Annotated in this window: 22 protein-coding genes; 16 read left to right on the top strand and 6 right to left on the bottom strand. The window is 71.1% G+C overall.

Annotated elements, in window-relative coordinates:
* Positions 1–11 precede the first annotated feature (11 nt).
* Positions 12–929, bottom strand: a complete 918-nt coding sequence (locus tag AS97_RS40800; protein ID WP_086711111.1) for a flavin reductase — start codon at positions 927–929, stop codon at positions 12–14.
* A gap of 233 nt (positions 930–1,162) precedes the next feature.
* Here AS97_RS40800 and AS97_RS40795 point away from each other — a divergent pair, with 233 nt between their 5' ends.
* The 6 genes from AS97_RS40795 to AS97_RS40770 all read left to right on the top strand — a co-directional run bounded on the left by AS97_RS40795 (position 1,163) and on the right by AS97_RS40770 (position 6,736).
* A complete protein-coding gene (locus AS97_RS40795) occupies positions 1,163–2,302 on the top strand; it encodes an LLM class flavin-dependent oxidoreductase (protein WP_210566654.1) in 1,140 nt (379 codons plus the stop codon).
* Entirely contained in the window at positions 2,295–2,903 is a 609-nt protein-coding gene (locus AS97_RS40790; RefSeq protein ID WP_086708295.1) for an amino acid synthesis family protein, read from the top strand. The genes AS97_RS40795 and AS97_RS40790 overlap by 8 nt, the downstream gene beginning before the upstream one ends.
* Positions 2,900–3,451, top strand: coding sequence for an amino acid synthesis family protein (locus tag AS97_RS40785; protein ID WP_059144615.1), 552 nt, complete (start codon positions 2,900–2,902; stop codon positions 3,449–3,451). The genes AS97_RS40790 and AS97_RS40785 overlap by 4 nt, the downstream gene beginning before the upstream one ends.
* Positions 3,452–3,456: 5 nt before the next feature.
* Complete coding sequence (locus tag AS97_RS40780) at positions 3,457–4,398, top strand: alpha/beta fold hydrolase (protein ID WP_247204649.1); 942 nt, start codon at positions 3,457–3,459, stop codon at positions 4,396–4,398.
* Positions 4,395–5,882: an aldehyde dehydrogenase gene (locus AS97_RS40775; RefSeq protein ID WP_210566653.1), complete on the top strand. Its 1,488-nt coding sequence runs from the start codon at positions 4,395–4,397 to the stop codon at positions 5,880–5,882. Before AS97_RS40780 ends, AS97_RS40775 begins: the two co-directional genes overlap by 4 nt.
* Positions 5,883–6,055: 173 nt before the next feature.
* Entirely contained in the window at positions 6,056–6,736 is a 681-nt protein-coding gene (locus AS97_RS40770; RefSeq protein WP_059144613.1) for a GntR family transcriptional regulator, read from the top strand.
* A gap of 81 nt (positions 6,737–6,817) precedes the next feature.
* On the opposite strand, the gene AS97_RS40765 is transcribed toward AS97_RS40770, so the two are convergent.
* Positions 6,818–7,495: a GntR family transcriptional regulator gene (locus AS97_RS40765; RefSeq protein ID WP_210566652.1), complete on the bottom strand. Its 678-nt coding sequence runs from the start codon at positions 7,493–7,495 to the stop codon at positions 6,818–6,820.
* 274 nt (positions 7,496–7,769) lie between these two features.
* Between AS97_RS40765 and AS97_RS40760 the strand changes: the two genes are divergently transcribed.
* From AS97_RS40760 to AS97_RS40730, 7 genes are all read left to right on the top strand, one after another.
* Positions 7,770–10,055, top strand: a complete 2,286-nt coding sequence (locus AS97_RS40760) for a glycoside hydrolase family 3 N-terminal domain-containing protein (protein WP_210566651.1) — start codon at positions 7,770–7,772, stop codon at positions 10,053–10,055.
* A gap of 194 nt (positions 10,056–10,249) precedes the next feature.
* On the top strand, positions 10,250–11,170 hold the full coding sequence (locus AS97_RS40755) for an AEC family transporter (RefSeq protein ID WP_086709838.1): 921 nt from the start codon (positions 10,250–10,252) through the stop codon (positions 11,168–11,170).
* A gap of 282 nt (positions 11,171–11,452) precedes the next feature.
* On the top strand, positions 11,453–12,250 hold the full coding sequence (locus AS97_RS40750) for a SigB/SigF/SigG family RNA polymerase sigma factor (protein WP_059144677.1): 798 nt from the start codon (positions 11,453–11,455) through the stop codon (positions 12,248–12,250).
* Between the two features lie 156 nt (positions 12,251–12,406).
* Entirely contained in the window at positions 12,407–13,246 is an 840-nt protein-coding gene (locus AS97_RS40745; protein ID WP_059144610.1) for an SDR family oxidoreductase, read from the top strand.
* A gap of 46 nt (positions 13,247–13,292) precedes the next feature.
* Positions 13,293–13,934, top strand: a complete 642-nt coding sequence (locus tag AS97_RS40740; RefSeq protein ID WP_059144609.1) for a C39 family peptidase — start codon at positions 13,293–13,295, stop codon at positions 13,932–13,934.
* Positions 13,935–14,067: 133 nt separating this feature from the next.
* Positions 14,068–14,895, top strand: coding sequence for an LLM class F420-dependent oxidoreductase (locus AS97_RS40735; RefSeq protein ID WP_059144608.1), 828 nt, complete (start codon positions 14,068–14,070; stop codon positions 14,893–14,895).
* A gap of 16 nt (positions 14,896–14,911) precedes the next feature.
* Complete coding sequence (locus tag AS97_RS40730) at positions 14,912–15,343, top strand: TIGR03668 family PPOX class F420-dependent oxidoreductase (protein ID WP_086709839.1); 432 nt, start codon at positions 14,912–14,914, stop codon at positions 15,341–15,343.
* A gap of 21 nt (positions 15,344–15,364) precedes the next feature.
* Here the strand turns inward: AS97_RS40730 and AS97_RS40725 are convergent, their stop codons facing one another.
* Entirely contained in the window at positions 15,365–15,742 is a 378-nt protein-coding gene (locus AS97_RS40725; RefSeq protein ID WP_059144606.1) for a DUF2267 domain-containing protein, read from the bottom strand.
* A 167-nt stretch (positions 15,743–15,909) separates the two neighbouring features.
* Between AS97_RS40725 and AS97_RS40720 the strand changes: the two genes are divergently transcribed.
* On the top strand, positions 15,910–16,623 hold the full coding sequence (locus tag AS97_RS40720) for an HdeD family acid-resistance protein (RefSeq protein WP_086709845.1): 714 nt from the start codon (positions 15,910–15,912) through the stop codon (positions 16,621–16,623).
* 391 nt (positions 16,624–17,014) lie between these two features.
* On the opposite strand, the gene AS97_RS40715 is transcribed toward AS97_RS40720, so the two are convergent.
* The gene (locus AS97_RS40715) at positions 17,015–19,780 is read right to left on the bottom strand and encodes an exo-beta-D-glucosaminidase (protein WP_210566650.1); all 2,766 of its coding nucleotides are present in this window, start codon (positions 19,778–19,780) and stop codon (positions 17,015–17,017) included.
* Positions 19,781–20,320: 540 nt separating this feature from the next.
* Positions 20,321–21,475: a Vms1/Ankzf1 family peptidyl-tRNA hydrolase gene (locus AS97_RS40710; protein WP_125760043.1), complete on the bottom strand. Its 1,155-nt coding sequence runs from the start codon at positions 21,473–21,475 to the stop codon at positions 20,321–20,323.
* 131 nt (positions 21,476–21,606) lie between these two features.
* Between AS97_RS40710 and polX the strand changes: the two genes are divergently transcribed.
* Positions 21,607–23,352, top strand: a complete 1,746-nt coding sequence (gene polX / locus AS97_RS40705; RefSeq protein ID WP_210566649.1) for a DNA polymerase/3'-5' exonuclease PolX — start codon at positions 21,607–21,609, stop codon at positions 23,350–23,352.
* On the top strand, positions 23,349–24,131 hold the full coding sequence (locus AS97_RS40700; protein ID WP_210566648.1) for a uracil-DNA glycosylase: 783 nt from the start codon (positions 23,349–23,351) through the stop codon (positions 24,129–24,131). The genes polX and AS97_RS40700 overlap by 4 nt, the downstream gene beginning before the upstream one ends.
* Before the next feature lie 134 nt (positions 24,132–24,265).
* Here the strand turns inward: AS97_RS40700 and AS97_RS40695 are convergent, their stop codons facing one another.
* A complete protein-coding gene (locus AS97_RS40695) occupies positions 24,266–25,747 on the bottom strand; it encodes a S1 family peptidase (RefSeq protein ID WP_210566647.1) in 1,482 nt (493 codons plus the stop codon).
* Between the last annotated feature and the right edge of the window lie 195 nt (positions 25,748–25,942).

The raw sequence follows: 25,942 nt of genomic DNA, 5'->3' as shown, positions 1-25,942 counted from the left end.
GCGGCGGCGTCTCACCACGGCAGCGGCGCGGTCTGCGAGATGTCGAAGAAACCGCCGCCGCTGTAGACCAGCGGGGCCAGCTCCGCATGGCGGGCGGAGACCACCCGGCCGGTGAAGACGGTGTGGCTGCCGGCCTCCAGCCGCTCGCCGATCTCCACCTCCAGCTGGGCGCAGGATCCGTCGATCAGCGGGGCGCCGAACTCACCGGCGGTCCAGGCCAGATCGGCGAACTTGTCGTCCGCCTTGGAGGCGAAGGTCTTGGCCACATCGAGCTGGCCGGCGGCGAGGATGTTGATCCCCAGATGGCTTGCCCGGTGCAGCGCGGGGTGGGTCGTGGAGGTGCGCTGCACGCAGACCAGCACCATCGGCGGATCCAGGGAGATGCTGGCGAACGCGTTCACCGCCAGCCCCCGGGGCCTGCCGTCGTCCTGGCAGGTCACGACGGTGACACCGGTGATGAACTTACGGTGCACCCCACGGACCAGATCGGCGTCGACGGCCGCTCGCTGGGTGGTGGTGATGATCCCGAGCGCCTCCAGTAGCTGGCGGGGATCCCAGGTCACCCACTCCTCGCTGACCACGCCGTGGTCGAAGCGGGTGAAGGTGGCGCCGGAGACCTCGACCGGCCTGCCGGTGGCGGGCACTCCGAGGAAGTCGCCGGTGTGACTGCCGGTGCTGCGCCAGCGGATGGCCAGCGATTCGCCCTCCTCGACGATCTCCTCGATCTCGGTACGGAGATCGGGAAAGGCCCGGCGGATGGCGCGGACGGACTCCTTGAACTGCTCCCGGTCCTGGGGTGCCGCGGCGGGGCCGCGGCGGCGCACATAGGCGGGGCTGAGCAACTGGTCGAGCGCGTCGACCTGGCCCTGGTCCCAGACGGCCTGCCAGGTGGAGCGGATGCGGGCGGTGCGGTCAAGAGTATGCGTCATGACGTCTTCCCTCACTCAGCTCTTGTATGGCAGAGGACCGTAGAAAGGGCCATCAGCCGCTGTCAACACCTAGGGATGAATGAAGCGAAAATGAGCCGGCAAGGCCCGTCCGAACAGCAAAGACACAGGTCAATAGTTGTTGTCTCGGCCGTGGCCCTTGACGGGGCTGGAATCGGACTCCTAGCCTCCCTGCCATGGCACAGCGTGAGCCAGAAGAACAGGACGGACGCTGCATGCGCTTTTCGATATTCCACAACCTCGGTGCCCCGGGCCGTCTCGGCGAGTACGCCGACGTCATGGCAGAGGCCCGGGAGTTCGCGGTCACCGCGGACCGGGCGGGCTTCTGGTCCACCTGGTACACCGAGCACCACTTCGGGCACGAGGCGATCGAGATCACCCCGAACCCGGTGCTGATGGGGGCGGACATCGCCGCCCGCACGACAGATATCCGGATCGGCCAGGCGGCCTCGATCGCCACCTTCTGGCATCCGCTGCGGCTCGCCGAGGACATCGCGATGCTCGACCAGCTCTCCGGGGGCCGGGTCGAGGTCGGTCTCGGCCGGGGGCTGTACGGCCGCGAGGCGCTCAACCTCAACGCCCTGGCCGATCCGCGCGACCAGGAGCAGAACCGCGCGCTGTACGACGAGACGGTAGAGGTCCTGCGCAAGGCGTGGAGCGGCGAGTTCTTCTCGCACCAGGGCCGTTTCTACGAGTTCCCCGCCCCCGGGGTGAAGTGGAACCACCCCCTCTCCCCCGCCACCCCGGAGTACACCGAGGCCGGGGTCATCACGAAGATGCAGGTCACGCCGTTTCCGCTGCAGCGGCCGCATCCTCCGCTGTGGCAGGTCATCGACAGCCCCCGTTCGATCAGGGCCGCCGCGGCGGACGGCGTCCAGGGACTCTTCTGGCTGCCACCGGTCTCCGCGCTCAAGGAGCGGTTCGAGCTCTACCGGGACACCGCGAGCCGGGCGGCGGGGCGCGAGTACGCGCTGGGCGAGGGCATCGGTCTGGTGCGCGATGTGTATGTCGCGGACACCATGGAGCAGGCGCGCGCCGAATTCGAAGAGGCGCTGATGACCACCTACCGGTGGATCATGCACTGGCGGGGACTGGGCAACCTCATGGAGGCGGGCGAGGAGCTCACCGACGCCCATGAGCTGTCCTTCGACTTCCTCCAGCGGCGCAATCTGCTGGTCGGCACCCCCGAGTACGTCTCGGAGAAGATCGCCGAGCTGCGCGACGAGGTGGGCCTGGAGCATCTGCTGCTGTGGACCACCCACCCCGGTCTGCCGCACCGCAACGCGATGCGCAGCCTGGAGCTGTTCGCCGAGAAGGTCATGCCGCAGTTCACCACCGGCGGCGGTCATGGCTGAGGCGCTGCTGCGCAAGGTCGTCACCGTCGCCGATGAGCTGCTGCTGGAGCTCGGCCGCCCGGTCGCGGTGCCGGTGCGCCGGGTCGCGGCGGCCGCGGTGATCCACAACCCCTGGGCCGGTGGCGGCCTCGTCGCCGATCTGGGGCCCGAGGTGGAGCGGATCGCACCGGGGCTGGCCCGGCTGCTCACCGGCCGGATCAGCGAGGCGCTGGGCGGGGTCGACCGGATCGAGTCCTTCGGGAAGGCCGCGATCGTGGGCCTTGACGGGGAGATCGAGCACGGCGGCGCGCTGATCCACACCCCCTTCTTCGGCAATGTCTTCCGCGAGCTGACCGAGGGCACCTCGATCATCGTCTTCAGCGACGACCGGCTTCCGGCCGGTGAGCCGCTGACCGTGCCGCTGTGGCACAAGACCGCGGCCGCGACCCGCTCGCACTACCAGACCTGCCAGATCCGCATCCCCGACGCGCCCCGCCCGGACGAGATCGTCGTCATCGCGGCCGGGGCCTCCGGCCCCCGCCCGAACGCCCGGATCGGGGACCGCGCCACCGACCCCCTCATCCGCCTCGCCGATCTGGACGATCTGGAGACCGTGACGTGAACATCCGCAAGATCATCACCTTCACCGAGGACATCCACAGCGAGGGCGGCCGCCCGGTGGACCCGCCGGCGCGTACGGCGGTGGTGCTCGCCGTCATCGAGAACCCGTGGGCCGGTCAGGGCTTTGTGGCGGATCTGCTGCCCGGGATCGACGAGGTGGCGCCGAAGCTGGGCGCGTTGCTGGCGCCCCGCGTGGTCGAGGCGCTGGACGCGCCGGTGGAGGCGTACGGGAAGGCCGCGATCGTGGGGCTCGACGGGGAGGTCGAGCACGGCTCCGCGCTGATCCACACCCTCAAGTTCGGCGACCACTTCCGCCGGGCGGCGAACGCGACCACCCTGCTGCCGGCCGTGGAGAAGCGGGCCGCCGCGGGGACGGTCTTCGACATTCCGCTCAAGCACATCACCGACGCCACCATCCGCTCGCACCACCAGAGCATCGAGGTCCGGGTGGCGGACGGACCGCGCGCCGACGAGATCGTCATCGGGCTCGCGGCGGCCGCCCAGGGCCGCCCACAGGCCCGGCTGGCCCCGCTGTCGACAGAGCGGTGAGCGGCATGGACGCGGTGCGGGCTCCCGGCGGGGCGCTGGGGGCGGGCGCTCCCGGCGGGCCGGCTCCGGCGGGGGCCCGGCCGCCGGTGGCGCTCGCCCATGAGTCCCATGGCACGGGAGCGCCCATGGTGCTGCTGCACGGCGTGGGGCTCGACCGCCGCATGTGGGACCGCTGTCTGCCCGCGCTGGCCGCCCGGCACCGCGTGACGCTGATCGACCTGCGCGGCCATGGCGCCTCCCCGGCCGCGGCGGCCGGGGTGTCCCTCGCCGAGCTGGCCGCGGACGTCGGAGCGCTGCTGAGCGGCCCCACGCATGTCGTCGGCTTCTCGCTCGGGGCCTTGGTCGCCCAGCGGCTGGGGCTGGACCGGCCGGACCTCACCGCCTCGCTCACCCTGGTCAGCTCGGTCGCGGGCCGGTCGGAGGAGGAGCGGGCGGCGGTTGCCCGCCGCCAGAAGCTGGCCGCCGAGGACTTCGGGGCGTCCGCGTGGGCGGCGGTCGACCGCTGGTTCTCGCCCGCCTGGCGGGCCCAGGACCCCGCGCTGGCGCAGCGGGTGCTCGACACCCTGCTGGCCAACGACCGGGCCTCCTACCTCGCGTGTTACCGGGTCTTCGCGACGGCCGACACCGGGCTGTGGCGGTGGCTCCCCCGGATCGCCGCCCCCACCGTGGCGGTGACCGGCGAGCGGGACCCCGGCTCGACCCCGGCCATGTCGCACCGGCTGGCCGGGCGGATCCCCGGCGGCCGGGCGGTGATCGTGCCCGGCGCCCGCCATCTGCTGCCGCTGGAATGCCCCCCGGAACTCACCGACGTGATCCTCACCCACACCGGAGCCCACCCCGGAAGCCCTACCGGAACCGACACCGGAACCGGCACCGGAGCCCATACCGGAACCGACACCGGAGCCGACACCGGAGCCCATACCGGACAGGAGTCCCACCGCTCATGAACCCTCTGCCGCGCCATGACCACTACATCGCGGGCGAGTGGACCGCCCCCGTCGACGGCGGCTACTTCACCAGCGTCAACCCGGCCACCGCCGAGCCCTGGTACGAGGCGGCGCGCGGCACGGCCCCCGATGTGGACCGTGCGGTGCGCGCCGCCCGCACCGCCTTCGAGGATCCGCGCTGGCGCGATCTGAGCCAGACCCGGCGCGGGCGGCTGCTGCGGAACCTGGGCGATCTGATCGGCGAGCACGCGGAGCGGCTGGCGCGTACCGAGACCCTCGACAACGGCAAGCTGCTGCGGGAGATGCGGGCCCAACTCGCCGGGCTGCCCGAGTACTTCTACTACTACGCCGGACTCGCCGACAAGATCCAGGGCGAGGTGATCCCCGGGGCGAGCCGCGAGCTGCTCAACTACACCCTGCGCGAACCGGTGGGCGTGGTCGGTGCCATCACCCCCTGGAACTCCCCGCTGCTGCTCACCGCCACCAAGCTGGCCCCGGCCCTGGCCGCGGGGAACACGGTGGTGGTCAAGCCCTCGGAACACACCTCGGCCTCGCTGCTGGCGCTCGCACCGCTCTTCGAGGAGGCGGGGTTCCCGCCGGGAGTGGTCAATGTGGTCACCGGGTACGGCACGGAGGCGGGCGCGCCGCTGACCGAGCACGAGGCCGTGGCCAAGGTGACCTTCACCGGCTCCAGTGGGACCGGCCGCCGGATCGCCCGTACCTGTGCCGACCGGTTGATCGGCTGCACGCTGGAGCTGGGCGGGAAGTCGCCCAACATCATCTTCCCGGACGCCGATCTGGGGTCGGCCGCCATGGGGGTGATCGCGGGCATCTTCGCGGCCGCGGGCCAGACCTGTGTGGCGGGAAGCCGGGTGCTGGTGCACCGGGAGGCGTACGACGAGGTCCTGGAGCGGGTGACGACGCGGGCGGCCACGATCCGCGTCGGCGATCCGCTGGAGGAGACCACCGAGCTCGGCCCGCTGGCCCTCGCCGAGCAGCTGGAGAAGGTCGAGTCGTATGTCGAGCTGGGGCAGGCCGAGGGCGGAAAGGTGGTCTGCGGCGGCAGGCGTCCGGACACCGGCCTCGACGGGTACTTCTACTCCCCCACCGTCTTCACCGGGACCGACAACGGGATGCGGATCTGCCAGGAGGAGATCTTCGGGCCGGTCGCGACCGTCATGCCCTTCGGCTCCGAGGAGGAGGCCCTGGCCATCGCCAACGACTCCGCGTACGGCCTGGCGGCGGGTGTGTGGACCCGGGATGTGAACCGGGTGCACCGGATGGCCGCCCGGCTGGAGGCCGGGACGGTGTGGACCAACACCTATCGCTCGATGTCGCCGATGTCGCCCCGGGCCGGGTTCAAGACCAGTGGGATGGGGACCGAGCACGGCACGGAGGTGATCCGGGAGTACACCCGGCTGAAGAGCGTCTGGATCAACACCAGTGAGGAGCCCGCCGGGGATCCTTTCATCCTGAGGTCCTGAGCGGGTCTGGAGCGGGTCTCGGCCGGTCTCGGCCGGTCTGGAGCGGGTCTCGGCCGGTCTCAGGCCGAAGGAAGGGTTCTTGTATGGCACAACACCCGAGCGCGCCTCCGGTTGGTTTCTCCGCTGATCCCTCGGTTGACGGGGAGCGGCGGCCACCTCTAGGGTCCCGTGCCATGCAACAACCCACCGGAAAGCGGCTTCAGCAGACCAGCATGCAGGCGAGGGTCGCCGAAGAGCTGCGGCAGATGATCATCAGTGGTGAACTGCCGCCCCGCTCCAGCCTCTCCGAGATGGCGCTGTCCGAGACCTTCGGCGTCAGCCGGACGCCCATCCGCGAGGCCCTCAAGCAGCTCCAGATCGAGGGGCTGGTCGAGGTGCGGCCACGGGTCGGAACGTTCGTCGCCGTACCGTCCCGGCGCGAGCTGACGGAGCTGTTCCAGATGAAGGAGCTGCTGGAGGGCGCCGCCGCCCGGCTGCTCGCCTTCCGCGGGAACGTACCGGAAGTGGAGCGTCTGGAGGCCAATATGAAAGCGGCCGACGCGGCGGTCCAGGACGGCGACGCCGAGCAATACGCGTCGCTGGTCCACGAGTTCCACGATCTGATCGTGGTGGGCGCGGACAACAGCAAGCTGGAGGCGCACTACCGCACCCTGATGAACCAGTTGGCCTACGCCCGGCTGGTGCGCACCTCGCTGTCCCGGCCCGGCCGGCTGGACGAGTCCGACGGTGAGCACCATCGCGTCCTCAACCTGATCCAGGCCAAGGACGGGGACGGCGCGGAGCGGGTGATGCGGGAGCATGTGCGGATGAGCCACCAGGCCCTGATGGCGGGCATGGACGAGCGCCGGGCCTGACGCGGGCCGCGGCACCCTTGGCCGCCGCGGTGGCGATGCCCCTTCGATGCCCTTTCCGATGCCCCTCCAGGGACGGGCGGTTCACCCCTGGTCGGCCGCCGCGCGTGCGGAGCGCAGCGCGGAGCGGAGCCGGTTCCCGGCGCCGAGGAGGTGTTCGCGCAGGGTGGTGGCGGCGTGCTCGACATCGCCGGCGCGCACGGTCGCCAGCAGGTCGGCATGGGCCTCGGCGGAGGGGCGCAGATCGACGTCCTGGGTGTTGGTGACGTCGAGCATGACACCGAAGGTGGGACGGTACTGCTCCCAGACCGCCAGCAGCCTGCGATGCCCGGAGAGCACATAGAACTGGGAGTGGAACTCCAGGTCGGCGAGGGCGAAGTCACCGCCCGCGGCGCGGTCCGCGGCGTCGCGCATGTCCCGTACGAAGCGTTCGGCGGGCTCCCAGCCGCCGGGCCCCGCCCTGCCGATGGCGAGCGTGAGGGCGAGCGTCTCCAGGGACTCCCGGAGGGTGTAGAGCTCGCCGACGTCCTCCTCGGTGAGCCCGGTGACAAAGACCCCGCGGCGGCGCGCCTCGACCAGCCCCTCGGCCTCCAGCCGCCGCAGCGCGTCCCGGACCGGGCCACGGCTGACGTCGTACTGCTCGGCGAGGGCGCCTTCGACAAGATGGGTGCCGGGGCGCAGCCGTCCCGACACGATGAGCACACGCAGCTCATGCGCGACCAGATCGCCGAGGGACTGCTGCTGCAGCGAGGTGATGGGCACCGACGGGCTCCTTCCGGCGGATGGACCGGTCGCTGGTCGACGGTTAACCGTTGACGTCATTATCGCCCTCCGGCCCCCCGCCCGGAACACCGGAGGTACCGGGAGCCCGGACGCCGATCCTGTCGTACGTTGGCAGAAGACCTACGGCAAAGGTGGCGGCCCGGGCCGCGCGCCCGCGGCAGGCGGCCCGCATCCCGCACAGGGTCGTGACCAGCATGGTCTTGAGGAACTCGGGCTCGGGGACAACAGATCGCCGAAGGCCAGGACGAAGACCATGAATGATGTGCGCAGACGTACGGTGCTCGCCGCGGCCGGAGGGACGGCCATCGCGGGCAAGGCCGCGACCGCCCGTGCCCAGGCCCCACCCGCCCCCTCCTCCGACGCGCCCCGGCCGGGGACGGAGTCCGGCCCGTACGAGACCAGGATCCGGGCCCTGATGGCGCGGATGACCATCGACGAGAAGCTCGGCCAGCTGCAGCAGTTCGCCTGGACCGGCGACACCGGACCCGGCGGCGGGCAGACCACCGCCGCGGAGAAGGCGGCCCGCAGGGGCAGGCTCGGCTCCGTGCTCAACATCTACGGGGCCCGCACCACCAACACCCTGCAGCGGATGGCCGTCGAGAAGTCCCGGCTGGGCATTCCGCTGATCTTCGGCCTCGATGTCATCCACGGCATGTGGACCACCTTCCCCATCCCCCTCGGCCAGGCCGCCGCCTTCGACCCCGCGGTGGCCGAGTGGGACGCGGAGGTGTCGGCGGTGGAGGCCCGCTCCAACGGTGTGCACTGGGCGTTCTCCCCGATGATGGACGTCACCCATGAACCGCGCTGGGGGCGGATCGCCGAGGGCGACGGCGAGGATCCCTACCTGGCGGCGGCACTCGCGGCCGCCAAGACCCGCGGCTACCAGGGCGACGACCTCCGCTCCCGGCGCCGCCTCGCGGCCTGCGCCAAGCACATGATCGCCTACGGGGGCGTCGAGGGCGGCCGCGACTACAACACGGTGGACGTCTCCGAGGCCCGGCTGCGCAACTTCTACCTGCCCCCGTTCAGGGCGGCCCTGGACGCCGGGGTGGCCACCGTCATGGCGAGCTTCAACACCGTCAGCGGAGTCCCCGCGCACGGCTACCGGCATGCGCTGACCGACATCCTCAAGGAGGAGTGGGGCTTCCGCGGCTTTGTCGTCAGCGACTACAACGGCGTTCAGGAAATGATCGTCCACGGCTATGCCGCCGACCGCTCCGACGCGGCCCGGCTGGCCTTCGACGCCGGGATCGACATGGAGATGGCCAGCACCACCATCAACGAGTACGGCAAGCGGCTGCTGCGCAGCGGGCAGATCACCGTGGAGCGGCTGGACGACGCGGTGGCCCGCATCCTGCGCCTGAAGTTCCGGCTCGGGCTCTTCGAGCACCCCTACGCGGACGAGGACACGGCGATCGCCGGGCCCACGAAGGCATCCCGTGCGGCGGCACGCGAGGCGGCCGGACGCACCATGGTGCTGCTCAAGAACGAGAAGTCCACGCTCCCCCTGGACCGATCGGGCTCCATCGCCGTCGTCGGGCCCTTCGCCGACTCCACCGACCTGCGCGGCTCCTGGGCCGGGACCTGGGCCGACGCGTTCCGCCCGGTCACCGTCCTGGACGCGGTCAAGGACGCGGCGCCGAAGGCCAGTGTCAGCCATGTCGAGGGCGTGGACGCGTCCGGCCGGAGCACCCGGGGCATCGCCCGGGCGGCCTCGGCGGCCAGGGCGACCGATGTGACCGTGGTGGTGGTCGGGGAGGCGGCGACGCTCAGCGGGGAGGCGTCCGTACGCAGCGACCTCGGTCTGCCCGGCCGGCAGGAGCGGCTGATCACCGCGATAGCGGACACCGGCGCGCCATTCGTGGTGGTGCTGCTCAGCGGACGTCCGCTGACGATGGGCGGCTGGCTGGACCGCACCCCCGCCGTGCTGCAGGCATGGCATCCGGGGCTCGAGGGCGGCAACGCCATCGCGGATGTCCTTTTCGGCACCGTGAACCCCGGTGGCAAGCTCCCGGTGACCTTCCCGCGCACGGTCGGGCAGATTCCCCTCTACTACAACCACGAGAACACCGGACGCCCCTACGACCGCGCCAACCACTACACCTCGAAGTACCTGGACCTCGCCTACGGGCCCCAGTTCCCCTTCGGCCACGGCCTCAGCTACACCACCTTCGACATCGGCGAACCCCGGCTCAGCGTCAGCCGTGTCCGGGCCGAGGCGCTGCGCAAGGGCGACACCGTCGAGGTCGCGGTCGCGGTGCGCAACACCGGGCGCCGCAAGGGCGATGAGGTGGTGCAGCTGTACATCCGCGATCCGGTGGCGAGCATCGTGCAACCGGTGCGCAGGCTCAGCGGTTTCCGCCGGGTGAGCCTCGGCGCCGGGAAGGCCACCACCGTGCGCTTCCGGCTGAGCGCCGAGGAGCTGGGCTTCTGGACCCAGGACCCGCACGGCAGATTCCTGCTGCAGAAGGGCGAGATCCGGGTCTTCGCGGGCAACAGCTCCCTGGCGAAGGGGGGACGCACCCTCACCATCACCTGACCCCTGACCAGCGGTCTGTAACCGATTTCACCAGCGCCACGGCGGAATTACTTGTAGGGTGCATGCTGACCGTTACGCACCCGGAAGACGCCCTTGATGACCGCCGCGCCCTGGCCCTCGACCACCACGACGAGCGAACGAGACCTCGCGGCACACCGCGCCGGACGCTCCGGCCACGGTGGGGTGGAGGCCCAGTGGGCGGTGTGATCACCGGCTTCGGCGTCATCGCGTCCATCATCGTCGCCGGCTATGTCATCGGGCGCCGCCGCTCCCTCGGCGAGCACGGCCGGGAGGTGCTCACCAAGCTCTCCTTCGATGTCGCCTCCCCCGCGCTGCTGTTCACCACGCTCTCCAAGGCCGACCTCTCCGCCGTCATCTCCACCCCGCTGCTGGTGACCGCCCTGAGCACCTTCGTGGTGGCGGGCACATTCGTCGCCGTCGGCGCCGTACGGCGGTGGAGCGTGGGCCGGACGACGATCGGCGCGCTGTGCGCGAGCTATGTGAACGCGGGCAACCTCGGCATCCCCATCGCGATGTATGTCCTGGGCGACGCGAGCCTGATCGCGCCGGTGCTGCTCTTCCAGCAACTCGTCATGACCCCGATCGCCCTGACGGTCATCGACCTCAGCCGCCCCGACCGGCGGCCCTCGCCGATCCGCAGGCTGACCACGCCGTTCCGCAACCCCATCGTGATCGGCTCGCTGTCCGGCGTCCTCGTGTCCGCCACGGGCTGGCGTATCCCCGGGCCCGTCACCGAACCGCTCTCGCTGCTGGGCGGCATGGCCGTGCCCGCCGTGCTGCTGGCGTTCGGGATCTCGCTGCCGGGCAGTCAACTCCCCGGGCGCGGCGAGGAACGCGGGCCGGTGCTGCTGTCGGTGGCGCTGAAGTCCTTCGCCCAGCCGGTGGTGGCCTGGGCCATCGCGGCGGGGGTGTTCGGGCTGGGCGGCCCGGCGCTCTTCGCCGCCGTCGTCACCTCCGCGCTACCGGCAGCTCAGAACCTGTTCACCTACGCCTCACGGTATGAGACCGCCACCATCCTGGCCCGTGAGTCGATCCTGCTGTCCACGCTGCTCGCGGCACCGGTGCTGATGACGGTCGCCGCGCTGCTGGGCTGAGCCCGGGCCCCACGGCGACCGCTCGGGGCAGGGTGTTCGCCGCGGTGTGCCGCCGCGCGGACCCGTCCGGAAGAACTTTGTTTGCCCCCCAGGGCCCAGGGCAAGCGGATATTCGTGCTTCGGACCGTAGGCACGCACCGCGGGAGCAGTCTGTATTGCTCCACACCGCGGCGGCGCGCCGGTCAGCACGTCTCCGTGAACCTCCCGCGATGCACCCCCGGTCCCAGGTGACCCGTCAGCCCATCGCAGGAGGTGTGTTCCGTGACGACCGCGACTCAGGACATGGCACGGCCCCAGACCGGCCCCACGAAGCACCCGCATGACGACGCGCCCGACACCAGCGCCGAGTTCGCGGAAATGGCCCGTCTTCCCGACGGGCCGGAGAAGGAGGCGTTGCGCCGTCGGGTAGTGGAGGCGTGGATGCCGATGGCCGAACGGCTGGCCCGGCAGTACCGCAACCGCGGCGAATCCCTGGAGGACCTGCAGCAGGTGGCCGCGCTCGGTCTGGTGAAGGCCGTCAAGCGCTACGACCCGGAACACGGCACCGCCTTCGCCGGGTTCGCGGTACCCACCATCGTCGGCGAGATCAAGCGCCACTTCAGGGACCATCTGTGGGTGCTGCACGTCCCCCGCCGGGTCCAGGACCTGCGCAACCGGGTGCGGGCCGCCCACCGGGAGCTGTCCCATTCGGCGGACGACCGGCCGCCGCGGACCCAGGACATCGCCGAGCGCACCGGACTGACCGAGAAGGAAGTGCGGGCCGGTATGGAGGCCATGGGCAGCTTCACCCCGCTCTCCCTGGACGCCCAGCTCACCGGCTCCGACGACGGCTACTCCCTGGCCGACACGCTCGGCGCCCAGGAGACCGCGTACGACCGGGTGGTGGACCGCGAGGCCGTGCGCCCCGGTCTGAGCCGGCTCCCCGACCGGGAGCGGCAGATCCTCTACATGCGCTTCTTCTGCGATATGACACAGAGCCGGATCGCCGAGCAGCTGGGCATATCGCAGATGCACGTCTCGCGGCTGATCAACCGCACCTGCTCGACACTGCGCGACCAGGCGCTGGCCGAGGCCCGCTGAGCGGGGCCGACCGCGCCGGGCCGCGTTGCGCCGCTGGAACGATGTGCATCGCCTTAGCGGGTGACCGTGGCGCCGTGGGGAGCGGCGGCTCCCCCCGCGGACTGCGAGGGTCGGTGCGGCGGATGACGGACGCCCAAGCGAAGGAGACGAAAGCCAGTGAACACCAATCCCGAGCGTCCTCCTCCGGTCCCTGTCCCGGAACTCCTCAAGGGGCAGAAGGCGCTGGTGACCGGGGCGAACTCGGGGATCGGAAAGGCAACCGCAATCGCCCTGGGACAGGCCGGCGCGGATGTGGTGGTCAACTACGCCAGTGACCGGCCGGCCGCCGAGGCCGTCGTCACCGAGATCCAGAGCCACGGTGTGCACTCCTACGCCCATCAGGCGGATGTGTCCCAGGAGGACCAGGTCATCGACCTGGTGTCCACGATGGTCGACCGCCTGGGCACGATCGACATCCTCGTCGCCAACGCGGGGCTCCAGCGGGATGCCCCCACGGTGGAGATGACACGGGAGCAGTGGGAGAAGGTCATCTCCGTGAACCTCACCGGCCAGTTCCTGTGCGCCAGGGAGGCGATCAAGGAGTTCCTGCGGCGTGGTGTGGTCCCGGAGGTGTCGCGGGCGGCCGGGAAAGTCATCTGTATGAGCTCGGTCCACCAGATCATCCCATGGGCGGGCCATGTGAACTACGCGTCGTCCAAGGGCGGCGTGGCGATGCTGACACAGACCCTGGCCCAGGAGTTCGCGCCCCAGAAGATCAGGGTGAACGCGATCGCGCCGGGCGCCATCAAGACCCCGATCAACCGCAGTGCCTGGCAGACCCCCGAGGCGCGGACCGCCCTCCTGGAGCTCATCCCGTACCGCCGGATCGGCGACCCCCTGGACATCGCCAACGCCGCCGTGGTCCTGGCCTCCGACCTGTGCGACTACGTGGTGGGCACCACCATCTACGTCGACGGCGGGATGACCCTCTTCCCGGGTTTCGCCACCGGCGGCTGACCGGGAGCCACGGCGCGGCGGGCGGATGTCGGGAAGACTGGGGCACATGTCCGACGCCCCTGTTTTCCTCACCCGTCCCGTCCCCTACTACGCCCAGTGGGAGTCGGCCGCCCTGGTGCCCGACATCATCGGGGGCACCCTGTCGGCGGCCGACGACCCGCTGTGGCAGAGGTCCGGGGCCGCGAGCCGGGAGGAGTACGCGTTCTGGTCATGGCGACTGTGCGGGATGGCGTGTCTGCGGATGGCCCTGGAGCACTGGTGTGGCACCGCGCCGCCCGCGGTGACGCTCGCCGAGGAGTGTGTCGAGGCGGGGGCTTATGTGCGCCATCCGGACCGCGTGGACGGGCTCATCTACGCTCCGTTCGCCGCCTACGCGCGGCGGCGCTGGGGGCTGTTCGCCGAGTCCCGGCCGCGGCTGCCGGCCGAGGAGCTGCCGGAACATCTCGCGGCCGGGCGGCTCGCGATGCTGTCCGTCCACCCCTCACTGCGCACCCTGGATCCGCGGCCGCCGCACCGGGGCGGCCATCTGGTGCTGGCCGTCGGCGCCACCCCGGACCATCTCCTCGTGCACAACCCGTCGGGTTTCCCGGACGCTTCGCAGCGCTTCGCCGAGGTCCCCTGGGCCGACCTCGGGCGGTTCTACGCGGAGCGGGGTGTCCTGCTCGGCCCGGGTGAGCGCCGGTCGTAGGGCCTCGCGTCGTCCCCGAGATCCTCGTGGCGGGCACGCCGTGTCACTCGTGCGCACCGTTGCGGTTTCCGCCGGGCCGGGTACCCATGTGGTTCCCGTAGACCATCGACGCACCTCTTCCCAGGGAGCCGCAGTGAAAATCGGCGTATCCACGTTCGTCACCGACCAGGGCATCCGGCCCGCCCCGCTGGGGCGCGCCCTGGAGGAGCGCGGTTTCGAATCGCTCTTCATCGCGGAGCACAGCCATATCCCGGTCGAGCGCCGCACCCCCTATCCGGGTGGCGGAGACCTGCCGGAGGTGTACTACCGCACCCTCGACCCCTTCGTGACACTGGCCGCGATCGGCGCGGTCACCGAGCGACTGCTGCTGGGGACCGGGATCCTCCTGGTCGTGCAACGGGATCCGATCACCACCGCCAACGAGGTGGCCTCCCTCGACCTGGTCTCCAACGGAAGAGCCGTCTTCGGGGTCGGCGCCGGCTGGAACCGTGAGGAGATGGAGAACCACGGGACGGATCCCTCCACCCGGGGTCGGCTGATGAACGAGCGGCTGCGCGCCATGCGCGAGCTGTGGACGAAGGAGAAGGCCGAATTCCACGGGGAGTTCGTGAACTTCGACCCCGTGTTCCAGTGGCCCAAGCCCGTCCAGCGGCCGCATCCGCCGATCTATGTCGGTGGTGGTGGCGATGCCACGTTCCGGCGGATCGCGGACCTCGGCGACGCCTGGCTGGCCAACAGCGGATCCCCCGAGGAGCTGGGCCCGCAGATCAAGCGGATGCGCGAGGTGGCCGGCCGTGAGGTGCCGGTGACGGTGTACGCGGTGCCGGAGGACGCCAAGGCGATCGAGGGGTATCAGCGCGTCGGTGTGGAGCGGGTGCTGTTCTATCTGCCGACCCTGCCGGAGGCGGAGACGCTCGCACGGCTGGACGCGATGTCCCAGATCGCCGCCCGGTTCCGGTGAGCCGGCGGGGGCCGCGATGCCGGAGCTGACGAGCGCGCAGGCGCGCGAGCGTTTCGCGCGGGCCAGGCTGGCCCGGCTGGCGACCGTCGGCGCCGAGGACCGCCCGCATCTGGTGCCGGTGGTCTTCGCGCTGACCGGCGACACGGTGGTGACGGCCGTCGACCACAAGCCGAAGCGGACGACGCGGCTCAAGCGCCTGGACAACATCCGCGCCCACCCCGCCGTATGCCTCCTGGTGGACGACTACGACGAGAACTGGGACCACCTGTGGTGGGCGCGGGGCGATGGCACGGCCCGCGTCCTGCCGCCGGCGGACGAATCGGCGCTGTCCTCGGATTATGTCCGGCTGCTCGTGGACACCTACCCAGTCCAGTACCGGGACCGGCCGCCGCGCGGGCCGGTCGTGGAGATCACCGTCGGGCGGTGGAGCGGCTGGCGGGCCGGATGAGCGGCATCGCCCATGGCCGGGTCAGCGCGCGGACTCCGCCATCCTCGCGAACTCGCTGCCCAACTGGGACATGGCGTGGTCGTACTCCTCGGCGGAGACGGCCTCCCGGAGCGTGGCGAGGACCGCCCGGACACCTCGGTCGGCCTCCGGCTCGGACAGCCCGGTGCGCTCATGCACCCTGCGGACCGACTCGTCTGGGTCGAAGATCTCCATGTCCCCCTCCCCGCGCTGGAGGGACTCCCGGAGGTGTTCGGGCAGTTCCTGGGCGAGATCGCGGGCCTCGCCCGCACTGAGGCGGGCCGCCACGGTCTCGAGCGTGGCGCGGGTGACATCGGCCGCTTCCTGCCGTGAGAGCTGGGTGCGGTCCGCCACTGTCCGGAAGAACTCCCTGTCGTCCATGCGAGCCTCCCTATGACGCGCCCAGGACACGGCCTCATGCACCACCTTGCCATGCGTGACCGCCGCCCGCGAGGCACTCCCCCATGTCATCAGGCGCGGGGACGGGCGCGGGGGGACGATGGATGTGGGGGCCCACGGCCATCCTGTTCCCCCAGGAGGTGGACGACATGACTTACTCCTCCGACAGTCCGCACGGCGCCGAGCAGCCGAGAGGGGAACCCTCCGGCCGACCGGGAGAGCGGCCCTTCGGCGAGGGCGCCCCCTATGCCACGGTGCAGAACATGCTGTCCGACACCGCCTGGCAGGTCCTGGTGGCCGCGGGTGTGGTGGCGATCGCGCTGGGCATCATGGTGCTGGCGTGGCCGGGGGCCACGCTGGTGGTGATCGGCGCCCTGTTCGGCGCCTATCTGCTGATCAGCGGGATCTTCCAGTTGGTCGGGGCCTTCGGGGCGCATATACCGAGGCATCTGCGGGTGCTGAGTTTCGTCACCGGGGCGCTGAGCGTGCTGCTGGGACTGCTCTGCTTCCGGGGTCCGGCCCAGTCGATTCTGCTGCTCGCGCTGTGGATCGGCTTCGCCTGGCTGCTCCGGGGCGTGATGCAGACCGCCACGGCGATCTCCGGTGAGGGCATGCCCGCCCGTGGCTGGCATCTGTTCCTCGGTGTGCTCACCATCCTGGGCGGGATCATCCTGATCGTGGCCCCGTTCGGCTCGATCACGGCGCTGACCGTGGTGGCCGGCATCTGGCTGCTCGCCCTGGGCATCATCGAGATCATGCACGGCATCCAGTTGCGCGCCCATCTCGGCGGCGGTGCTCCGCGCGCGGAGCACCGGGGGCTGCACTTCCCCCGCTTCCGCTCACAGCCGCATCCGCAGGCATAGCCGGGCCGTCGCGATGGCCTCAACGGCCGCCGCGACGGTGCGGGACGGTCAGGGGCTCCGGCTCGGGACGGGGTGGCGGGGCGGGTCAGCGGGTCTGCACCCACCACGCCATCAGGCCGATGGCCGCGGTGCCGCAGGCGTATGACGCGCCGCGGACGAAGTTGGCGGCCGCGAGTCGGCCGTATCGACGCCATCTGCTGGTGGAACGGCTGGGTACCGGTGGGCGAACCTCCATGGTGTGCATATGGAGCCCCTTTCGTGAACGTACGGACAGTGACTGTCCGACACGGGGGAACGACGCGCTGGAGAAAGCATACAAAAGTGTGAACTTGCTCCATGCATCGGACTCGCCGAAAAAATTCCTTTCGACACGATTTCAGGACGGGGCCGATCAGCGGGATTTGGCGGCCGCGGGGATGGTACGGGTGGCGGTGTTCCAGCCCGAGATCCGGACCGAGGGGGCCGAACCGCCCAGGTCCGCCGTGCGATAGGTGGCAGTGAGCGTCACCGACTCCCCCGGCCACAGGCTCACCTGGTTGTCCGACCAGCGCACGGGCAGGACGGGCGTGTCCGAGCCGTTCACCAGATGGGCGTCCACAAGCAGCGCCGGTGCGCCACGGCTCGCGGTGTTGCGCAGGGTGACGGTCGTGGTGGCGGTGGAGTCCGGCCCGCCGGTCGTGGTGGCGGTGGCGGACACGGGCGCCTCGGCCATGTCGTCCAGCCCGGTCAGATCCGCGTAGGAGGTGGTGGGGGTGTAATACCAGTCGGTGTTGTCCCAGTCGAGCACGTCCTGCTTTGTGGAGAGCCAGTACACATTGCGGCCGATCTCCTTGCCCGCGTCATCGGTGAGCTGGAGCTTGGCCAGATAGGTGCCGGACACGCCACTCACGTGGGCCGGGACGGTGAGCGCGGTGGTCTTGCCGCCGTCGCCCGGCACCCGAAGGCCGGTGGCGCTCTTGTCGAACTTCCGGGTGCCGTCGGGGGTGTAGAGGCTGGCCCGGGCGGTGAGACCGGTGGCGGCGGTGTGCCGGCTGTTGACCACGACCACCGAGCCGGAGTCGTACGAATACTGGATGTGCAGCGGCTCATTGGCCTTCTTGGCGCCGTAGTAGGCCCCGCCCTGGTCCAGATAGCGGTCGAAGAGCTGCCAGTGGAGCGAGGTCCAGCCGCTGTTCAGCATCCAGTGGACGACACCGGTGGCGGGCCGGGAGGCGTCGGAGAAGTTGCGCGCGTACGCCTCGAACTGGGCGCGCACCGCCTCGTACCGCGCGAGGCGCGCCTTGCGCACATAGTCCGTCAGCCCGGTCGGCGGGCCATAGCGGCCGATCAGCGCGTTGTCGAACAGCTTGAGGTCACCGAAGGTGTCCGACGGTGACCGGTGGTACTGCTTGGCCGACGGATCCCGCCACAGGGTCTCCAGTTCGCTGGGGGACATCATGCGCCGGAGCGTGTCCAGGGTGGGGATGTCGGGTCCGGCGCTGGTCTCGGAGTTGAAGCCGGTGGCCCCGCCCTCCCGCTTGGCGTACCAGTAGTCCGGCGGGACCCAGTCGTAGGGGCCCGTCATCTTCATGCCGGACTTGCCGAGCTTCGGGGAGGACTTGGCGGAGGCGGCGGGGATCACCGGGTTCGGCCAGTCCGCCGCGTCGAGCGCGTCGAGATAGTTCTTCTCGATGGTGGCGTCGGGGGCGAAGTCACTGCCGATGAGGAAGGAGATGACGCTGGGGTGGTCGCGCAGCCGCGCGGCCTCGGCGGCCATCGAGTCCTTGGCCACCGGGTAGTCGGCGGCGGTCCACTGATCCCCCGTCTCATCGCCGTTGACCTGGCCCTCCCACTTGTCGCAGCACTCCCAGCCGGGGAGGGTCAGGATGCCGTAGCGGTCGGTGAGGTCGAAGAACTCGTCCGGTTCGATATGGCCTTCGAGGCGGACGGTGTTCAGCCCCAGGTCGAGGGTGTACTTCAGCCGGTCCGCCACCGAGCGGGCGTCCCAGCGCAGAAACACATCGGGCGACCAGCCGCCCGCCTTGATCAGCAGCGGGCGTCCGTTGATGCGGTACTGGCGGGCGCCGTCGGCGTTCAGCGGCGCCTTGACATCGCGGATGCCGAAGCTGTGGTGAGCGGTGTCGGAGGGGGTGCCCGAGACGGTGGCGGTCAGGACGAGGTCGTACAACGGCTGATCGCCCATCCCGGCGGGCCACCACACCTTGGGCCGGTCCAGCCGCAGCCCCGGAACATCGTCGGGGGTGAAGATGACGGTCTTGGTCTGGTGCGGGGCGAGCGACACCGTGCGGCTGATGGCCGCGGGGCCGGCCGTACCGGAGACCGTGGCGGTGACCGTGGCGTCGGAGTCGTTGCGGACCTGGGCCTTGACGGTGAGTTCGGCGGAGGCGAGGGAGTCGGTGTCCAGCCGGGTCGTGACATGCGCGTCGCGCAGGGCCACCGGGCCACTGCGGCGGACCAGCACATCGCGGACGATGCCCATGTTCTCGTCGGGCGGGGGCTGCAGCCAGTCGATCCAGCCCGTCGTGAGGTTCTTGCGCGGATCGTTGGGCTGGACGCGGAACGCCACGGTGTTGGTGCCCGCCTTGACCAGGTCGGTGACGTCCAGCTCATGGCGGGTGTACGCGCCGGCGATCCGGTCCTTGGTGGCGACCTGGGTCCCGTTGACATACACATCGGCGGCGGACACCACACCGCTGACGTCCAGATAGGTGCGGCGGGAGGGGTCGGCCACGGTGAAGTCGCTTCGGTACCACCACGGGACGGCGAAGTCGGCGGCCGGGATCTTCTTGAGGTTGGTCGAGTAGAACGGATCCGGGTACGTGCCGGCCTTGAGCAGCCCGGAGAGCACCGTCGACCGGGGCCCCACCGGGTGCCAGCCGGACGTGGGGTAGCCGGGGGTGGAGACGGCCGCGGGGGTGTCCGACACCTTGGCCGAGGACTGCGTGGCGAAGCCGGTGAGCGGAGTCGCGGTGCCCGGGGCCCCGCCCACCCGGGTCACCGGGGCCGGGGCGCCCGTAGCCGTGCCGGGGCGCGGGGGCGCGGCGCCCGTGGTCAGGGAGACGGTGAGGAGGAGGCCGCCGACGGCGAGCGAGGCGGTCAGGGCGCGTCGGACGCGGGCTCGCGCCCGCCGCCGGGATGGTGCCGGAAGGAGGACCACGGATGTCTCCCTGAGGGCAGGCAGAGCATTGGTTAAGTAGGTTTCCTAACAGCCTAGGGACGGTAGAGAGCTGAGGGAGGCATGTCAACCAGGCCCGCCGAGAATGCCCCTTCCGGCGGATAGCGCGGTGGGGTGCGGAGCCGCGGTGATGCGCGGCGGTCACGCGCGGCGCGGTGATGCGCGGCATGCGCGGCGCGGTGATGCGCGGCGCGGTCGACGCCCGGCACGGCCGGACCACCAGGCACGGAGCAGCCAGCGCGGCACGGTCGACGCCCAGCACGCACGGCCGGACCACCAGGCACGGAGTAGCCAGCGCGGCACGGTCGACGCCCAGCACGCACGGCCGGACCACCAGGCACGGAGCAGCCGGCGCGGCACGGTCGTCACGGGCACCACGGCACGGCCGACGGCGATGTGCCCCGGCCAGGCGCAGAGCAAGCCGACACGGCGCGGCCGGGCGCGGCGCAATCGTCCGTCACGGCCGGCACCGAGCAGCCCGCGCGGAGCGCTGACGCGCCGTGCCTGGCCCCGCGCCCTCGTTCAAGCGTGCCAGCGCAACACCGCGCCCAGGCCCCCGGCCGGTCCCTGGAGTCCCTCGGGGACCACCAGCACCTCGGTGTCGGCCACCGCCGCGGACCGAATCAGGGCGTCGTCCGCGCGGGCGGGCTCGGGTGTTCTGACGCCCATGGCACGCGCCTGGGAGCGCTGTACGGCCACCTGATCGGCATCGGGGCCGATCCACACCTCATGGCGCATATCGCCCCCCGCGGTCCCCAGCAGCAGCGTTGCCGCCTGATGGCTGCGCATGGCCGCCACAACCGCGGGCACCCCCTCCGCCGCCCGGCTGCTCGGCGGTCCGTCGCCGTCGTGCCCGCCCGGGCCCGGCCCGCCGGGGCGGCCCCGACCGGCGCGGAAGAGATCGAGGACCGACTCCAGATGGGCGCGGGCGTGCTCCGCCCGGACATGGTCGATCTCCGCGTTCAGCAGCTCGGAGCAGCCGGAGGCCCTGCTGCCGTGGCGCATCTCCTCCGTCGTGGCCCGCAGCGGCTCGGGCAGCCGGTCGCGTACGGCCCGGCGCTCGCGCGGATCACCGGCCAGGATCAGCAGCTCGGCGTCGCCGTCCGACCACTGCCGCACCAGCTCGTCGGCCACGCGATCGGCGGTCTGCTCCCAGGTGTTCCCGACCCGGTTGCGGTAGTGCCACTCGTGGCGGTCGGCGGGCACCGACCGGTGGCCCCGGCCATGCGCTCTCCGCCCCGCGGCGCGGCCCGCCGGGCGGCTGCCGGTGTCGTCCCGCAGCTCCAGATCGGCGCCCGCCTGGTCGACGAAGGCCACCAGACAGGCCGGCCACTCGCCACGGAACGCGGCCAGTGGCGCCACCCGCGGCAGCATCGACCAGGACGTCACCACATCGATCGGGGACGTGGCCAGCGGCAGGTCGAGCACCACCTCGCCATCCGCCGCGAACAGCGCCCGCCCCGCGGACGCCCTGGCCACCTGCTCACCTGCCAGCCGCTCGATCACCGCGTCACAGGTGGCGCGGTCGGCGCCCTGCTCGGCCAGCTGATCCGCCACGAACCGCTCCCGCAGCGTGCGCCGTCTGGGCGCGTCCTCCGTGGTGCGGGAGGTGTCCATGTACACACCCGCCCATGGACCGGGGCGATCGAACAGCGGCTTCAGGAATCCAACGTCCATGACCTCCCCCAAACCCGGGGACACACACGGCAGAAACCGGCCGACCCGAATTCCGCGGATCGCCGTTTCGCTCCTGACCCCAGCATCCCTCCACCTGACCGGGTTCGCCAGAGACGACTAGAATCGCTGGCATGGCTCGCTCCAATGAGGAGGTCGAAGCCCTCCTGCGCGAGTACGCCGATCTCCTCCTGATCACGGGCGGGGACGCGTACCGGGCGCGTGCGTATGAGAAGGCGGCCCGGGCGATCGGTGGCCATGCGGCCGACATCTCGCAGTTCGACGCGAAGGCGCTGCGGGCCATCCCCAATGTGGGCCGGTCGATCGCCGACAAGGTGGTCGAGTATCTGCACACCGGGACCATGCCCGCGGTCGAGGAGGCGCGCGCCGCGATCCCGGCCGGGGTGCGGGAGCTGACCGCTATCCCGGCGCTGGGGCCGAAGAAGGCCATGATCCTCTACGAGGAGCTGCAGATCTCCTCGATCGACCAGCTGGCCCAGGCGATCGAGGAGCACCAGCTGCGCGATCTCAAGGGCTTCGGACCGAAGTCGGAGGAGAACATCCTCCACGGCATCGCGCTGATGCGCGCCGCGGGCAACCGCATCCCGCTCGACGAGGCCATGGGCGTGGCCGATGACATCGTCGCCGCCCTGTCCACGGTGCGCGGCTGCCGGCGGTGTGCGTACGCCGGCTCGCTGCGCCGGATGAGGGAGACCGTGGGCGATGTGGACATCCTGGTCGCGGCGGAGGATTCCGGCCCGTTCATGGAGGCGTTCACCGGGCTTCCGCTCACCGCCGAGGTGATCGCACACGGCCGGAAGAAGACATCGATCCGCACCACGAAGGGGCTGCAGGTGGATCTGCGGGTCCTGCCGCTGGACTCATGGGGTGCGGGGCTGCTCTATTTCACCGGCTCGAAGGCGCACAACATCCGCATCCGCGCGATCGCGGTGCGCCATGGCCTCAAACTCTCCGAGTACGGCCTCTTCGAGACCAAGAGCGGCAAGAGCATCGCCTCACGCAGCGAGGAGGATGTCTACGCCCGGCTCGGCATGGACTGGATCCCGCCGACGCTGCGCGAGGACCGGGGCGAGATCAAGGCCGCCCTCGAAGGCCAACTCCCCAAGCTGGTCACCGAGTCGGACCTACGGGGCGATCTGCACACCCACACCAACCTCACCGATGGGCTGGAACCGCTGGAGAACATGATCACCAAGGCGGAGCGGCGCGGATACGCCTACTACGCCATCACCGATCACGCGCCCAAGCTGTACATGCAGCAGATGACCGAGGAGAAGATGCTGGCCCAGCGGGAGCGGGTGCGCGAGCTCGACCGGGGGCGCGGACGCGGGAAGACCCGGCTGCTGCACGGTGTGGAGCTGAACATCGACACGGACGGAGACGTGGACTGGCCGCCCGAGTTCCTCGAGGACTTCGATGTGTGCGTGGCCTCGGTGCACACCCAGTTCAGCATGGACCGCAAGGCCATGACCCGGCGGCTGGTGAGGGCCTGCGAGAACCCGTACGTCCATGTCATCGGCCATCCGACGACCCGGCTGATCGGCAAACGGCCCGGTATCGACGCCGACTTGGACGAGGTGTTCGCCGCCTGCGCCCGCACCGGCACCGCGCTGGAGATCAACGCGCATCCGGACCGGCTCGATCTGTCGGACGAGCACATCCTGCGGGCGAAGTCGTACGGAGTGGTGTTCGCCCTGGACAGCGACGCCCACTCGACCCGGGATCTGGACAACATGCGGTACGGGGTGGGCGTGGCGCAGCGAGGCTGGCTCACCCCGGACGACATCATCAACACCTGGCCGCTGACCCGATTGCGGCGTTTTCTGCGCAAGGACAAGGGGCAGCAGCCTTCTACATGACCACTTCCGAACCCGCGCGCTCCTACCCCGGCCGTCGGGCCCCCGGCGCCGAAACCCTCGCCGAGCTGGACGAAGCACTCATCGACTGCCGTGCCTGCCCCCGGCTGGTCGAGTGGCGGGAGGAGACCGCGCGCACCAAGCGCCGGGCCTACGCCGACTGGGACTACTGGGGGCGGCCGGTGCCCGGCTTCGGACCACCGGACGCCTCAGTGGCGATCGTGGGCCTCGCACCGGCCGCCCACGGTGGAAATCGCACCGGCCGGATGTTCACCGGCGACCGCGCCGGCGACTTCCTGTACTCGGCGCTGTACGACCTGGGGCTGGCCAACCGACGCACCGCCACCCACCGCGGCGACGGCCTGGAGCTGCGCGGGGTCAGGATCACCTCGCCGGTGCACTGCGCCCCGCCCGCCAACCGTCCCACCCCCGGGGAGCGCGACACCTGCCGCCCGTGGCTGGCCCGTGAGCTGCGGCTGCTGCGGCCGACCGTACGGTCCGCCGTGGTGCTCGGCGCGTTCGGCTGGCAGGCCGTGATGCCCGTGCTGGAGGCAGCCGGATGGTCCGTGCCCCGGCCGCGGCCCGTGTTCGGGCACGGCGCGCGAAGCGTACTGCGGGCGGCCGACGGCGGGGCGCCGCTCACCCTCTTCGGCTGCTACCACGTGAGCCAGCAGAACACCTTCACCGGACGACTCACCCCGGCCATGCTGCGCGAGGTGCTGAGCGCCGCGGCGGAGGTGGCCGGGCTTCCGGTCTCCGGCCCGGATCCGGATCCCTCCTGAGCACCGCGGGATTCCGTCAGGGATTCCGTCAGGGATTCCGTCAGGGGCCATCAGTGGTGGAAGGAAGTGGAGGCCCCGGGCACTGGGGCAGGAGGGCGCCCGGGGCCTCCGGTCATGGGGTGGTCCGGATCAGATCAGTTGAGACCCTGGCTCGCCTCGCTGCCGGTGTCACCGGTCCCGGCGGCGGCCCCCGCATCACCGGCCCCCGCATTGCCCGCGTCACCCGCGTCACCCGCTCCGGCGTTGCCCGCACCGGCTGCGTCACCGGCACCACCGGCCGCGCCGCCAGCACCGCCCGCAGCATCACCGGCGCCACCAGCACCGCCCGCACCGCCACCGCCACCGGCGCCGCCGTCGCCTGCGCCGATGACCGCACCGGTAGCCTCCAGCGCGCCGGTCACCGGCTGGAAGAACGTCTCGCCGCCCTGGGTGCAGTCGCCACTGCCGCCGGACGTCAGCCCGACCGCCGCGTCCTCGGCGAACATCGCGCCACCGCTGTCGCCGGGCTCGGCGCACACATCGGTCTGGATGAGGCCGTTGACGATGTCGCCGTTGCCGTAGTTCACCGTGGCGTTGAGGCCGGTGACCGTGCCGTCGGTGACACCGGTCGTGGAGCCGGAGCGCTGCACCTTCAGGCCCACGCTCGCCTCGACGGCGCGCCCGATCTCCTGGGTGCTGCCGTTCTGGAGGTCGACCGTGCTGGACGCCTGGGTGGTGGCGTCGTCGTACATCACCAGCGCGAAGTCGCTCTCGGGGAACTGGGAGTCCTGCACGGTGCCCACCTGCTGGGCGCCGGCCTCGTCCGAGGTCCAGGTCTGGGATGCGTTGCCACAGTGGCCGGCGGTCAGGAAGCCCGGCGCGCCGTCGACGTTGACGTTGAAGCCCAGCGAACAGCGGGCGCCACCGCCGAAGATGGCATCGCCGCCGTCGAGCCCTCCGGCCGCGGCGTCACCACCGCCCGCGTCGCCCGCACCACCGGCGTCCCCGGCACCACCCGCGCCCTGCTCCTCGCCGGCGGCGTCCCCGGCACCGGCGTCACCCGCGGCGTCCCCCGCGCCCTCGCCGCCATTGTCGCCGGGCTGGGCCGCCTCCTCGCCGTCGAACTTCTTGAACTCGCCCTGGCTGCGCTTGACGCTGACCGTGCCCTCCATCTGGTCCGTGGCCTTGGTCAGCGTGGCCCACTTGGCGCCGGTCACCGTCCGGTCGGCGGTCACCTGGACCTTGTTGGTGACCGGGTCGATGGACCAGGCGGTGCCGGGCACCGAGGCGTCGCTGCTCAGCGCCTTGGTGGCGGCCTTGAGGTCCTCCATGCTGTTGGACACGACCTTCGCCACGGCGCCCTTGGCCCGGACACTCTCGGCGGAGTCCTCGTCCATCACATTCATGACCAGCCGGCGGTTGGCGTTGTCGTAGTACCAGCCCGCACCGTTGTCACCGAGGTCCGCGGCGAGGCTCCTCGCGAGCTTCACCGCGCCCGGGGACGAGAAGGTCTTGGCGCCCGACGTCTCGTCCGGGTTCGCATGCGCGTTGGGCAGCAGAATGGCCGCTGCTCCGAGCGCGGCGACGGCGGCTCCGGAAATGGCGAGGGTCCGCTTGTTCACACGTCGGTGGCTCAACTCACTGACCTCCAGTCGGGGATGCGCGGCAGGCGTGTGCGGAGCGCTTGCCGCGTTCCGCCACGCCCCCGCGCGGGGCCACCACGTCGTACGCGGACGCGTTCGCCCCGTTCTCACCCGTACTCAAGGTCTGATGAATCGCTGCGCCGAACGATTCGGATGGGTAGGCTCCGCCGGTTCGGCCGTCGTCTTGAC

Origin of the sequence: Streptomyces sp. AgN23 (assembly GCF_001598115.1) — a bacterium.
GTDB classification, from domain to species: Bacteria; Actinomycetota; Actinomycetes; order Streptomycetales; family Streptomycetaceae; genus Streptomyces; species Streptomyces antimycoticus.
This window is presented reverse-complemented; position numbering and strand designations above follow the sequence as displayed.